Origin of the sequence: Streptomyces sp. NBC_01216 (assembly GCF_035994945.1) — a bacterium.
GTDB lineage: Bacteria > Actinomycetota > Actinomycetes > Streptomycetales > Streptomycetaceae > Streptomyces.
Map to the genome: position 1 here is coordinate 114,823 of NZ_CP108677.1, position 12,861 is coordinate 127,683.

Consider the following 12,861-nt stretch of genomic DNA (forward strand, 5'->3'; position numbering starts at 1 on the left):
GGGCGTTCCGTCAGTGTGACGGCCGCTCCGTAAGGAGACCGTACGGTGAGTGTGGTTCTGTTCCGTCGACCGGCCCGTAGACGAGGCCCGGACATGCCGGACGGAGAACTGACCCTGCAGGAGCCACCCGTGCTCCCTGAGATGGTGCCGGACTCCTCCGCCGTCTGGACCTATCTGCCGATGGCGCTGATGTCGGTGTCGATGATGCTGATGTTCATGCGGCCCGGAATGAGCAGTGGCGGCAGCAGTTTCATCTACCTCGCCCTCGGCCTGATGATCATCTCCTCGGCGGCCATGATGCTCGGTCAGGTGATGCGCCGGAACAGCGAGCGCAAGCAGCGCCTCAGGGGCGAGCGCCGGGACTACCTGCGCTACCTCACCCAGACCCGGCGCAAGGTGCGGGCGGCGGTGGTGGACCAGCAGCGGGCCCTGGCCTGGCGGCACCCCGAGCCGTCGGCGCTGGCGTCTGTGGTCGGGTCGACCCGCCTGTGGGAACGCCGACCGCAGGACGAGGACTTCGGCGAGGTGCGGGTGGCGGTGGGAGACCAGAAGCTGGGCCTGCGCCTGGCTCCGGTGACGGGCACCCCGGTCGAGGATCTCGAACCGCTCGCCGCACACGCGCTGCGCAGCTTCATCCGCGCCTACGGCGTCGTCCCCGACCAGCCCATCGCGATCTTCCTGCGAGCCTGGGCACGGGTGCTGTTTCGCGGCGACGAGGACCGCATCCGCGCGCTGGCCCGGTCGGTCGTCGCGCAACTCGCCGCGTTCCACTCCCCCGACGACCTCTGGATCGCCCTGTGCCTGTCGGACGAGCGGCGAGCCGACTGGGAATGGGCCAAGTGGCTGCCGCATCACCTGCACCCGCAGGAGAGCGACGGCGCCGGACCCACCCGGATGAACGGGTCGGCGTTCAACGAACTGGAGGACCTGCTGGGCGCCGAGTTCCTGGAGCGCCCGCCCTTCGACCCGGACGCCGTCCCCGGACGCGAGGAACCATTCACCGTGATCGTCGTCGACGGTGGCACCGTGCCCAGCGGCCACCGTCTGGACGGCCCCGGGATGCGCAACACCGTCATCCTGGACCTCAGCGGCACCCTGACCTGGCGGCCCGGCCGGGTCACCCTCCGCTTCGACGTGAACGGCGACGACTTCTCCCTGGTGCGCACCGACCGCGACCGCAAGGAGCAGTCCACCCGGCTGGGCCGCCCCGACGTCTTCGGCGTGCACGGCGCGACCGCGCTCGCCAAGCGGATCGCGCCCTATCGCATGGGCATGGCCACCGACAGCAGCGAACCACTCGCCACCGACGTGGAACTGACCACTCTGCTGGGCATTCAGGACCTGCACCGGCACGACCCGCGGACCCTGTGGCAGCGAAGCACCGGCCCCAGCCGTCTGCGGGTGCCCATCGCCGTGGGTGTGGACGGCCAGCCGGTGGAACTCGACATCAAGGAGTCGGCGCAGGGCGGCACGGGTCCGCACGGCATGCTGATCGGCGCCACCGGCTCGGGCAAGAGCGAACTGCTGCGCACCCTGGTGCTGTCACTGGCCCTGACGAACTCCTCGGAGACTCTCAACTTCGTCCTGGTCGACTTCAAGGGCGGTGCCACCTTCCTCGGACTGGACGAGTTGCCGCACGTGTCGGCCGTCATCACCAACCTCGCCGACGAGGCGGCGCTGGTGTCGCGTATGCAGGACGCCTTGCACGGTGAGCTGATCCGCCGCCAGGAACTGCTGCGCGCCGCCGGCAACTACACCTCCGCGCTGGAGTACGAGAAGGCGCGCGCCGCCGGCACCCCGCTGGCGCCGCTGCCCAGCCTGTTCGTGGTGGTCGACGAGTTCAGCGAACTACTCGCCGCACACCGCGAGTTCATGGAGCTGTTCGTGATGATCGGCCGACTCGGCCGAAGCCTGGGTGTGCACCTGCTGCTCGCCTCGCAGCGACTGGACGAGGGCCGTATGCACCAGCTGGAGAGCCATCTCTCCTACCGGATCGGCCTGCGCACGTTCTCCGCGATGGAGAGTCGCGGCGTCCTCGGCGTACCGGACGCCTACGAGCTGCCGTCGGCGCCGGGCAGCGGCTTCCTCAAGTCCGGGGTCGAAGCGCTGACCCGGTTCCGGGCCGCCTATGTCTCCGGGCCGTACCGGCACCGCCGCGGCAGCGCCAACCAGGCTCGAGCCGCGGGACAGACGGTGCCGTGGACGAGCGGCTACGTCGTACCGCGCGCCATGCCCGACCTGCCAGAACCCGAGCCGGAGGCCGAGGAGAGCGTGGAGACGCTGCTCTCGGTCGCCGTCGACAAGCTACTGGGAGCGGGCCCGCCCGCGCACCAGGTGTGGCTGCCGCCGCTGGATCTGCCCGCCACCCTCGACCAGGTGCTGCCGCCGCTCACCCCCGACCCCGAGCTGGGGCTCACTACCGTGGGCTGGCCGGACCGGGGCGGGCTGAAGGTGCCGATCGGGATCGTGGACCGGCCGTTCGACCAGATGCGCGACCTGCTGACCGTGGATCTGGCCGGCGTCGGCGGGCACATCGCGATCGCCGGCGGTCCGCAGAGCGGCAAGAGCACCATGGTGCGAACGATCCTCACCTCCCTGGCCCTCACCCACACCCCGCGGGAAGTGCAGTTCTACTGCCTGGACTTCGGCGGTGGCGCCCTGGCCGGTCTGGACGGCCTGCCGCATATGAGCGGGGTCGCGGCACGGCTGGACTCCGAGCGGGTGGGCCGCACGATCGCCGAGGTGAACACGCTGCTGGCGGCCCGGGAGAAGTTCTTCCTGGAGCAGGGCATCGACTCCATGGCCACCTTCCGGCGGCGCCGTGCCGCCGGCGAGTTCGCCGACCACGAGCACGGAGACGTGTTCCTGGTGATCGACGGCTGGTCCACGGTCCGCCAGGACTACGACCGGCAGATCTCCAACTTCACCGCGATCGCCGCCCGCGGCCTGAACTACGGTGTCCACCTCATCGTCACCACCGCCCGCTGGGTGGAGCTCCCCTCCGCGGTGCGCGACCAGGCGGGCACCCATCTGGAGCTGCGGATGGGTGATCCGATGGATTCAGAGATCGACATGCGGCGGGCTGGGACCGTTCCCCGGGTCCCGGGACGCGGTATGACCAGGGAGGGCAAGCTGCACTACCTCACGGCGCTGCCCCGCATCGACGGCGGCGAGCGGGCCGACGACCTCGGCGAGGGTGTCGCCGGACTGGTGTCCGCACTGGCCGAGAGCTGGCACGGCCCCGTCGCGCCCCGGGTGCGGATGCTGCCCACCGAACTGCCGGTGTCCGCACTGCCCGCACCAGAAGGAGACTTCCGCTTCCCGCTGGGTCTGGAGGAGGACGAACTGGGCACGGTGTGGCACGACTTCTCCGAGAGCCCGCACATGGTCGTGATCGGCGACACGGAGAGCGGCAAGACAAACCTGCTGCGGCTCACCGCCCAGGCGGTGATGCAGCGGTACTCCCCCGACGAGGCACGGATCATGGTCGTGGACTACCGACGTGAGCTGGTCGCGGCGATCCCCGACGAGTACCGGCTGGGCCACGCCGTCTCCATCGACGCACTGCGCGACCTGGTCGACGGGGCGGCACGGGCGGTGAAGACCAGGGTGCCGGGCCCCGAGATCTCCCCTGCCAGGATGCGTACGGCGGACTGGTGGTCCGGGCCGCGGCTGTTCATCCTCGTCGACGACTACGACATGATCGGCTCAGGGCCGATGAACGCCCCGTTCGAGCCGCTGCTCGACCAGTTGGCGCTCGGCTGGGAGGTGGGCCTGCACATGGTGGTGGCCCGCGCTGCCTCCGGCGCGAGCCGTGCCATGGGCGACCATCTGATGCGCAGGCTCCAGGAGGTCAACACACCCACGCTGATGATGTCCTGCCCGCCGTCCGAGGGCTATGTCATCGGCAACGCCAAGGGCCGCCTGCTGCCGCCGGGCCGCGCCAGCCGGATCGCCCGACGCCGAACGGTCCAGGTGCAGACCGCGTTCCTGGGATCCAGGGAGGACTGAGCGCTCCGTCCCAAGGTGCGGTTCCCTGGTCCTTGAGGAACCGCACCCGCGAGCATCCGGCCCGGGTCCTCCCGGGCCGGGCCGGATCCGCACGGGTTCCCGGGGCGTAGGTGTGCTCTGCCCGGCCGTCCCGCACTCCGCGGTGGACGAGCGCGGCGCCGGCGTCATGGGGCCTCGCCCCGGCGGAGTCAGGGGGTCGCGGAACAACCCACGTTGCCGCGCTCCTCACCCCCACAGGACCCGGCAAAGCCTGCCGGGACCCCGTCCGTCCGGGGCTCTACGGTCTCCATCGGCAGCCAGGTTGACCGCTGGCGCCGCCGAGGGTTCCGGAGCGGCTCCGCCCGTGGCGGGCGCGGGCGGGGCGATCGGAAGCTCCCGGCGCCCACGGTGCCACCGGCGCGGGTCAGTCCGCCGGCCGCCACCGGCGGGCTCGGCCGAGGGGGATCACCACGGCCGCGACCGCCACCAGCAGCACCAGCCCACCGGCCGCCGAGGCGACCAGCACGGCACGGTGCCGAGGGGCCGGGGAGGGCGACTCGGGCAGGCCGGCGGGGGGCTGCTTCGGCACCGTGCCGGCGGCGTCGGTGAGGACGGCCGTGAGCGCGCCGTAGACGTCCAGGCGCGGGGGCGACGCCGGATACGCGGTGCCCAGCAGGCGGCGCGTCACTTCGGCCGCGCTCAGCTCGGGATGACGCGCCCGGACGAGGGCCGCGGCCCCCGCCACATGAGCGGCGGCGAAGGAAGAGCCGGAACCCAGGTAGTGGCCGCTGCCCTTCGGCCCGTTCCCGACCACCCCGATGCCGGGGGCGGCGAGGTCCGCGGAGAGGGCCATCGGCGCGCCGGCGGGGCGGTCGCCACCGGCGCCGTAGTCCATCACCGAGAGCACGTCCGGCACCGCGGCGGGCCAGTACCAGAGAGGCGCGGCCTTCCCCTTTTCTTCCTTGCCCTGTTCTGCCTTGTCCTGCGGCACCGTGTCCGGGGCGAACGGGGCCACCACCAGGGCGTCACGTCTGGTCGCGTAGGCGACCGCGGTGGTCAGCTCCTCCCTGCCGGTGGGCAGCGCCCGGGCGACGTAGATCACCTTGGCGCCCTGGTCCGCGGCCTTCCTTATGCCGTCGGCGAGCAGATCCGGGGTGGTCGTGCCGCGCTCCTCGGTGCCCCGCACCGCGAGGATCCGTGCCGCCGGCGCCACACCCGCTGGGCCCACTCCCTTGGTCCGTGCCGCGGCGATGAGCCCGGCGGCGAAGCTGCCGTGCCCGACGCAGTCGTCGTCCGCGCTGCCCACCGTCTCCACTCGGCCGGCCAAGGCCGGAATCGAGGTGCCGACGCCGGTGTCCACCACCGCCACGGTCACCCCGGCGCCCTGGGACTGCTGCCAGGCACGGGACAGGCCGAGGGCGCGAATGGTCCAGGGTTCGCGCTCGGCGGGGCGTTCGGACGCCGCCGCGCATGACTCATTCGCCCTCAACTCCGCACGCGCAACGGGAAGTTCCACCGGATCGGAGTCGGCAAGCGCAGGTCCGGACCCGGCCAGGAGCAGGGGGAGAGTGGCCATCAGGACGGCCGCAGCCGCGCGTGCGGAGGTGGGGTCTCGTCGCATGGCGGGCATCCTATGGTGATCGCCCGAGCGTTACGACGAGCACCCGGTGCGCGACGTTCCACGGGAAGTGCGCTGTCCCGCCTGGAAGATGACGGTCTCGCTCACGTAGCCTGCACCGGTACGCGTCCCGACGTCCCACAGGGCCGAACAGTGGCGCCGGAGCCAGGAGGATCAAGCTTGTCACGGCAGTTGCTCATGGTCTGCCCGGAGCAGCCGGGAAGTTTCCGGACCATCGGTGAGGCGCTGGCTCAGGCGCGCAGCGGCGCGGTCGTCAGGGTACGGCCCGGCCGCTACCCGGAGAACCTGACCATCCGGACCCGGGTGACCATCGTCGCCGAGGGCGAACCCGGCAGTGTCGAGATATGCCCGCGCCGCGGCAGCGCCGTCGTGCTGGTCGCCGACGCGGTCATGCTCACCGACCTCACCTTGCGCGGTGGTTCCGAGGACGTGCCGGTGGTCGACGCGGCGCGCGGGCAGGTCGCCATGGACGGCTGCACCATCGCCGGCGCCGGCTGGACCGCCTTGCTGGCCCGGGAGTCGGGCTCGCTGGCTATGCGGGGCTGCCGGGTCAGCAACCCGGACGGGGCCGGCATCGTGGACACCACCGACACCGGCAGCGTGATCTCCGACTGCGTGATCGAGAACCTGGCCACCACCGGTGTCGTGATCAGTGCGAACGGCCGCACCTCGGTGCGGGAGTGCCGTATCCGCGGCGCCCGCGGCAACGGCGTGCTCGCCAACGGCGAGGCCCAGGGAGTCGTCGAGGACTGCGACATCTCCGGCACCGGGAAGCCCGCCATCGCCCTGGAGGGCGACAGCAGTACCCGGGTGCGGCGCGTGCGGGTGCACGACGCGGCGGTCGGTGTGTACGTCACCAGCAGCTCGCGTCCGGTGCTGGAGCAGGTGACGGTCAGTGACACGGCCGGTCCCGGTTTCGTGCTGGCGTCGGGGGCCGACGTGGAGGTGCTGCGCTGCCGCACGTCGCGTACCAAGGGCAACGGACTGGCCGTCACGGAGCGCTCACGCGGCACCTTCCGTGAGTGCGCGTTCGACACCTCGGGCGGAGCGGCGATCCGGGTGATCGGCTCCAGCACCCCGACTCTGACCGACACCACGGTCCGCGACTGCGCGGACCGGACGGGCGCCGTCCTGCTGGACGAGGAGTCGGCCGCCGAATTCGACCGGCTGGAGATAGTCGACCCGGCCGGTGTCGGCATCCTGATCCGCGGCGGCGGAAACCCGCTGCTCCGCCGTGCCCGGGTCACCAAGTCCGTTGGGCACGGTGTGGAGGTCGCGGACGACGGTCGCGGGCGGCTGGAGCACTGCGAGATCGAGAACGCCGGCGCGGTCGGCGTCCGGGTGTCCGGCGGTGGCAATCCGCACCTGCGGGACACCACCGTGCTCGGCGCGGCCGACGCCGGGATCCGGATCGGCGCGGAGGGGCTGGGCACCGTCCGCGACTGCCGGGTGCACGCCTCGGGCGCCTCCGGCATCGCCGTGGACAAGGGGGGCGAACTGTCGGTGCTGCGCACCGAGGTGACCGGCTCGGGGGCCCACGGTGTGATGGCGGTGGACGGGGCCCGGCTGAGCCTCAACGCCTGTGTGATCACGAGCAGTCTCGGCGACGGCGTCCGGATCGACACCGCCGAGCAGGTCACCGCGGCGGGCTGCACCGTGCGGGAGAACCAGGGCGCGGGGCTGAAGCAGACCCGCGGCAGCGACCGGTTGACGGTGGAGGACCTGACCAGTGGGGACAACGGCGCTCCTGACGTATGGGGAGCGGACGTCACCGGCGTCGTACCGGCGGGCGAGCCGGGTGGCCGAGGCGGGTCCGCGAAGGCCGCACCGTCGGGACCGCTTGAGGAGCTGGACTCGCTGATCGGCCTGTCCGATGTGAAGCACCAGGTCCGCACTCTGGTCAACCTCAACCAACTGGCGCAGCGCCGCGCCCGGCTCGGCATGCCGGTGCCGCCGATGAGTCGCCATCTGGTCTTCTCCGGTCCACCCGGCACCGGCAAGACGACCGTCGCCCGGCTCTACGGCGGCATCCTCGCCGAGTTGGGTGTGCTGGGCTCAGGGCACCTGGTCGAGGTCTCCCGGGCCGACCTCGTCGCCCAGGTCATCGGCGGCACGGCGATCAAGACGACGGAGGCGTTCAACGAGGCGCTGGGCGGTGTGCTGTTCCTGGACGAGGCGTACACGCTGCTGTCGGACGGCAAGGGCGGCGGCGCCGACTTCGGCCGCGAGGCGATCGACACCCTGCTGAAGCTGATGGAGGACCACCGCGAGGAGGTGGTGGTGATCGCCGCGGGTTACACCGGCGAGATGTCCGCCTTCCTCAACTCCAACCCCGGCCTGGCCTCCCGCTTCACCCGCACCATCGAGTTCGCCAACTACACAGCGGAAGAACTCGTCACGATCACCCAGCGGATGTGCGAAGCACACCGTTACGAGCTGGACCCGCGCACTCTGGACGCCCTCGCCGAGCACTACGGGCGGATGGAGCGGGGCGCCACCTTCGGCAACGGCCGCGCCGCGCGCCGGGTGTTCGAGGAGATGGTGGACCGGCAGGCGTTCCGGCTCGGCTCGATGGTGGACCCGGCCGAGGCCGACCTTTCGCTGCTGCTGCCCGCGGACGTCGGCGTCGAGCCCGGCGACGCGGCCCAGGCGGCGGGGAGTTCCGATGAGCTGCTCGCGAAGCTGGACGCCATGGTCGGCCTCGGGGCCGTCAAGCGGGAGGTGACCGATCTGGTGAACCTGCTGGCGACCATGCGGCAGCGGCAGGCGGCCGGACTTCCCACCCCGAGGATCAGCCAGCACCTGATCTTCTCCGGCCCACCCGGCACCGGCAAGACGACCGTCGCCCGCCTCTACGCCGAGCTGCTGCACTCCCTGGGGGTCCTGCCCAAGGGGCAGCTCGTGGAGGTCGCCCGCGCGGACCTCGTGGGCCGGTACGTCGGTCACACCGCGCAGATCACCAAGGAGGTCTTCGAACGGGCTTTGGGCGGTGTGCTGTTCATCGACGAGGCGTACACCCTCACTCCCGAGGGGTCGACGTCCGACTTCGGCCGGGAGGCGGTGGAGACCTTGCTGAAGCTCATGGAGGACCACCGCGACGAGATCGTGGTGATCGCCGCCGGGTACACCGCCGAGATGCACCGGTTCCTGGACTCCAACCCGGGCCTGTCCTCGCGGTTCACCCGCACCGTGGAGTTCGAGAACTACTCGACCGAGGAACTGGTCGGGATCATCACGGCACAGGCCGCTGACTCCGGCTACGACTGCCCACCGGAGACCGTCGGGGCGCTGGGCCGGTACGTGGCCGCCATCCCGCGCGACCGCGCCTTCGGCAACGCCCGTACCGGGCGGCGGCTGGTGGAGTCCATGATGACCCTGCAGGCCAGGCGTGTCGGCGCGATACCGGCGCCCGGCCTGGACGACCTGCGGCTGCTGCTCCCCGAGGACCTGCCGTCGGACGGCCCCGTCGGGACGGCGCGCTGAGACAGCCGTCGGAGGCGGGTTCAAGGCTCAAGCAGGTGGCGTCCGGCTTCTCCCGGCGGCACTTCCCCGGGCACTGAGCCCGCCCCTTCCTCGCGGGCCCCGGCGAGGAAAGGGGGTGGCGTACACCGCCCTCGCCGATGCGGTCCTTGTTGGCAAAAGCAGAAAGGCTGTGAGCGCGGTCGATGTGCAGCACTGCGTCGCCGCCGACCTTCCCGAGATCCGGCCTCCTCGATCGCTGACGAGAACACCTTCCCATCGACATCAACTACCCTGGCCCGAGCCACATAGACGTGTCCAAACTCCGGGGTCAAGGCCCGGCGCCCGCACGTGACACCGGTCGGTTCCCACCCACCGGTCTCGATCTGATCCCTCGTTGGCTACGCTTCGGCCTACGCGTTCGCCGGAGGGGAGAGCCGACGGCGAATCGGTTGCGCACCTCGACATCGGTGGTTCCTCCCGGGTTCCCGTCACCTGAGCCGCTGAGCACCGCGTACGCATCCCCCACAAGCCGACAACGGAGTACGGATGCCACCTCAGAACAACGGAGCCCAACCGGCTGCCGCATCGTCCCAGGCGACCGGTCCCGGCGCACCCAAGGTGCGCCAGGCGGTCGCCTTGCCCGCAGTCGCCTGCGAGGCGGGAGCGGAACTCACCCCCGCCGGCAGGCGGGGGCCTTCAGGTGACAGTGCCGGCGCGACAGAAGAGGCTTCCCCCAGGGAGACCGGCCGGGGGGACACGGGGACGGACGAGGCCGCCGAGGAGACAGCGGGGAGCGCGGGAACCGGCCCGTCCCGGCGGGCTGCGGCGTCGGGCGGTACCCGCCGGACCGGATCGGGCAACGCTTCCGGCCGAGCCGCCGCTACGGAATCCACGCCCGTTCCGGGGTCGGACCCGACTTCCGGACCAGACTCTGACGCTGCGTCAGGTCTCGTCTCCGGGCCCGCCGCCGAAGGCGCCGAGGCTCAGGCACTCTCCGGCTCCTCGGGAGGCCCGTCCTCCGGTACCGCAGCGGCGGGAACCGAGCCCGGACGTCCCAAGAAGCCGATGCTCGCGGCCGCGGTGATCGTCGGCGCACTCCTGGTCACCGTCCCCCTGGTGGTCCTGGCCAAGGACGACCGCGACGCCCCCTCGGCGAAGAACACCGCTGCCGCAGGGCCTGCCGACGACACCGTGCTCGGGGCGGCACTCCCGTCCGCTCCGGGCGACTACACCCCCAAGGCCCGGCCGGCGAAGGGCGCGGCCTCGCCGTCCGTCTCCGCTTCCAAGCCGGCGACGAAGGCGTCCCCGAGCAAGGGCGCCGGGGACGCCAAGTCGGCCGAGCCCAGCAGCAAGCCCAAGACCACGCCCAAGAAGTCGCCGCCGGCCAGCTCTCCTCCCAAGAGCGACGAGGGGAACGGCAAGAACTCGTCGAAGACCGGCTACTTCCTGATCGCAGGGGGTGCCGGATTGTGTCTGAACCCGTCCTCCGCCGGCAGCCAACTGCGAATCGCGAAGTGCAACGACCGGGACGAACAGCGCTGGGATCTCCGCTCGGACGGCACCGTCCGTGCCAAGGGGCTGTGCATGACTTCGGCTTCGTCGGCCAGCGGGGCGGCGATAGAGATAGCCCCGTGCAACGGCAGCCGAGGGCAGCAGTTCTATCTGAACAAGACGACCCACGACCTGGTCTCGCAGTCCAGCTCGAAGTGCGTGGTCGTCTACAACCTCGGGAAGACGGAGGGCACCCCGGTCATCGTGTGGCCGTGCGACGGCGCCGAAAACCAGAAGTGGTACCAGTGGATCGACCACTGAGGCTCCGCCAAGCTCGTTCCCGCGGTTCAGTGGGGCTGGTGAGGTCCTCACGCGGGTCTGAACGGTCAACGGTGCATCTTCGAAAAGGAAGTGACACCTGATGACCGACGTGATCGTCTCGGCTGAGGCCGTGAAGGAAGCACAGCTGGCCGGGCTGGCACCCGACGTACTTACACGGACGCCGCCGCGGGGGGGATCAGCCCGGCACGTCGCCTTCGAGGGCGCCTCCCGTCGCTGACCGAAGTCAGCGTCGAGCTGTCCCTGTGATCCGGGCGTGGCCGATGACGTGACCGGACATCGTGAACGAGGCGACGGTCGGCGGCGTCGACGCGGGCAGGTCCAGCGTGGGCACGTCCAGCGCGTACACCGTGATGTCGTAGTGGTGGGTGAGGTCGCCGCCCGGCGGGCAGGGCCCGAGGTAGCCGGCCTTGCCGGAGTCGCCGGTGCCTGCGACCGCGCCGGTCGGCAGCGCGCCGTCCAGACTGGTGTGAGTGGTGGGGATGTCCCAGACGAGCCAGTGCCAGAATCCGGATCCGGTGGGAGCGTCGGGGTCGAACATGGTGATCGCGTAGCTACGGGTGGCCTGCGGTGCGCCGCTCCATGACAGCCTGATCTGCCGGTTGCCGCCGGTGCAGCCGAAGGCGTCGGCCCAGAAGTCGGCCGGGAATGCCTCGCCGTCGCGCAGGTCCGGGCTGGCCACGGTGAAGCGCGCTGCGGAGTCGGGTACTCCCTTGCGTATCTCGGTGTAGCCGAATCCCGCCTGATCGACCGGGGCCGCCTTCGCCGCGGCGCTCTCGCATGCGGTCACGGCGGTGGGCGCGGTGACGGCCGCGGCCACGCCGGTGCGCAGGGACTTGTTCATCTGATCTCCTGAGATTCGAGGGTGGGCGAATCGATGTTCGGGATCCGGACAGAGGGGAGGGAAGGCCCTTGCGATGCTGGTAGGCGCCGTACCCCTTTCCGCTCTGGACGCGAAGGTACGGCGCGGGGCGATGATGGAGGCGTGGTGAATCGTCGAGCGGGACGCAACGAGGAGTTGGCGCAGTTCCTGCGGGCTATGCGGGCGCGGCTGAGGCCGGAGGATGTCGGGCTGCCGGACCGGGAGCGTCGCCGGACGCCGGGACTGCGGCGCCAGGAGGTCGCCCAGCTGGCGGCCGTCAGCGTCGAGTGGTATGTGCGGCTGGAGCAGGGACGGGCGAGCGCTCCCGGCGCTGCGGTGCTCGACGCTCTCGCCCGCGCGCTGAGGCTGTCGCCCGTCGAACACCGGCATCTGCACCTGATCGCCCGGGGGGAAGCGCCGGTATCCCGCCCTGTGAGCCTGCCCGTGAACAAGTCCCTGCGCGTCATGATGGACGGAATGCCGCTCCTGCCGGCCTATCTCGTCGACTTCAGGTTCGACGTCCTGGCCCACAACAGCGCCGCCGCGGCCTTGTTCGGCGAGGACTTCGGCTCAGGCGACGCGGACAACGTCGCTCGCATGCTCTTCCTGCCGTCCCATATGCGGGAGATGCAGCGGGACTGGGCCCGGGTGGCACAGGAGGCGGTGGGCAATCTCCGCGCCACGTTCGCACGCCACCCCGACGAACCGCGGTTGCTCGAGGTGATCAGAGAACTACGTTCGGCGAGCCCGGAGTTCGCGGTGTGGTGGGACGACCACACGATCGGTGAGCGGGCCCACGGCACCAAACGGATCAGCCACCCCTCGGTCGGCGAGCTGACCGTCCACTACGACACCTTGGCCACCCTGGACGGAGCCGGACAGAGCCTGATCGTCCTGACCCCGGCCGACACGGCGGCCGAGAAGTGTCTGCGCGTGCTGATGGTCGATCGCGCAGGAGCCCTGGGCGGCCCCGGTCTGCATGCCCTGCCCGCCCAGCACCGGCACCTCGAGGTGCCCGGCGGTGGCGCACGACCCGAGTCGGCTCCCCGCAGCGGGTGACGTCCCTCCCGCCCCGGTC

General features: G+C 71.2%; 7 protein-coding genes. 5 read left to right on the forward strand and 2 right to left on the reverse strand.

Features of this window, described 5'->3' with window-relative positions:
- Positions 1-51 precede the first annotated feature (51 nt).
- Positions 52-4,011, forward strand: a complete 3,960-nt coding sequence (gene eccCa / locus OG393_RS00460; RefSeq protein ID WP_327378268.1) for a type VII secretion protein EccCa — start codon at positions 52-54, stop codon at positions 4,009-4,011.
- 403 nt (positions 4,012-4,414) lie between these two features.
- On the opposite strand, the gene OG393_RS00465 is transcribed toward eccCa, so the two are convergent.
- The gene (locus tag OG393_RS00465) at positions 4,415-5,611 is read right to left on the reverse strand and encodes a S8 family serine peptidase (RefSeq protein WP_327372477.1); all 1,197 of its coding nucleotides are present in this window, start codon (positions 5,609-5,611) and stop codon (positions 4,415-4,417) included.
- A 177-nt stretch (positions 5,612-5,788) separates the two neighbouring features.
- On the opposite strand from OG393_RS00465, the gene OG393_RS00470 reads away from it, so the two are divergent.
- The 3 genes from OG393_RS00470 to OG393_RS00480 all read left to right on the forward strand — a co-directional run bounded on the left by OG393_RS00470 (position 5,789) and on the right by OG393_RS00480 (position 11,141).
- Complete coding sequence (locus OG393_RS00470) at positions 5,789-9,112, forward strand: right-handed parallel beta-helix repeat-containing protein (RefSeq protein WP_327372478.1); 3,324 nt, start codon at positions 5,789-5,791, stop codon at positions 9,110-9,112.
- 1,044 nt (positions 9,113-10,156) lie between these two features.
- A complete protein-coding gene (locus tag OG393_RS00475) occupies positions 10,157-10,903 on the forward strand; it encodes an RICIN domain-containing protein (RefSeq protein ID WP_327372479.1) in 747 nt (248 codons plus the stop codon).
- A 100-nt stretch (positions 10,904-11,003) separates the two neighbouring features.
- On the forward strand, positions 11,004-11,141 hold the full coding sequence (locus OG393_RS00480) for a hypothetical protein (RefSeq protein ID WP_327372480.1): 138 nt from the start codon (positions 11,004-11,006) through the stop codon (positions 11,139-11,141).
- Positions 11,142-11,147: 6 nt separating this feature from the next.
- Here the strand turns inward: OG393_RS00480 and OG393_RS00485 are convergent, their stop codons facing one another.
- Positions 11,148-11,765: a YbhB/YbcL family Raf kinase inhibitor-like protein gene (locus OG393_RS00485; RefSeq protein ID WP_327372481.1), complete on the reverse strand. Its 618-nt coding sequence runs from the start codon at positions 11,763-11,765 to the stop codon at positions 11,148-11,150.
- A 144-nt stretch (positions 11,766-11,909) separates the two neighbouring features.
- On the opposite strand from OG393_RS00485, the gene OG393_RS00490 reads away from it, so the two are divergent.
- Positions 11,910-12,842, forward strand: a complete 933-nt coding sequence (locus OG393_RS00490) for a helix-turn-helix transcriptional regulator (protein WP_327372482.1) — start codon at positions 11,910-11,912, stop codon at positions 12,840-12,842.
- Positions 12,843-12,861: the final 19 nt, after the last annotated feature.

What these genes read in the sequence shown, in the direction of transcription:
- OG393_RS00465 (WP_327372477.1), bottom strand. Translation starts at nt 5,611, where the DNA reads ATGCGACGAGACCCCACCTCCGCACGCGCGGCTGCGGCCGTCCTGATG.
- OG393_RS00475 (WP_327372479.1), top strand. Translation starts at nt 10,157, where the DNA reads ATGCTCGCGGCCGCGGTGATCGTCGGCGCACTCCTGGTCACCGTCCCC.
- OG393_RS00480 (WP_327372480.1), top strand. Translation starts at nt 11,004, where the DNA reads ATGACCGACGTGATCGTCTCGGCTGAGGCCGTGAAGGAAGCACAGCTG.
- OG393_RS00485 (WP_327372481.1), bottom strand. Translation starts at nt 11,765, where the DNA reads ATGAACAAGTCCCTGCGCACCGGCGTGGCCGCGGCCGTCACCGCGCCC.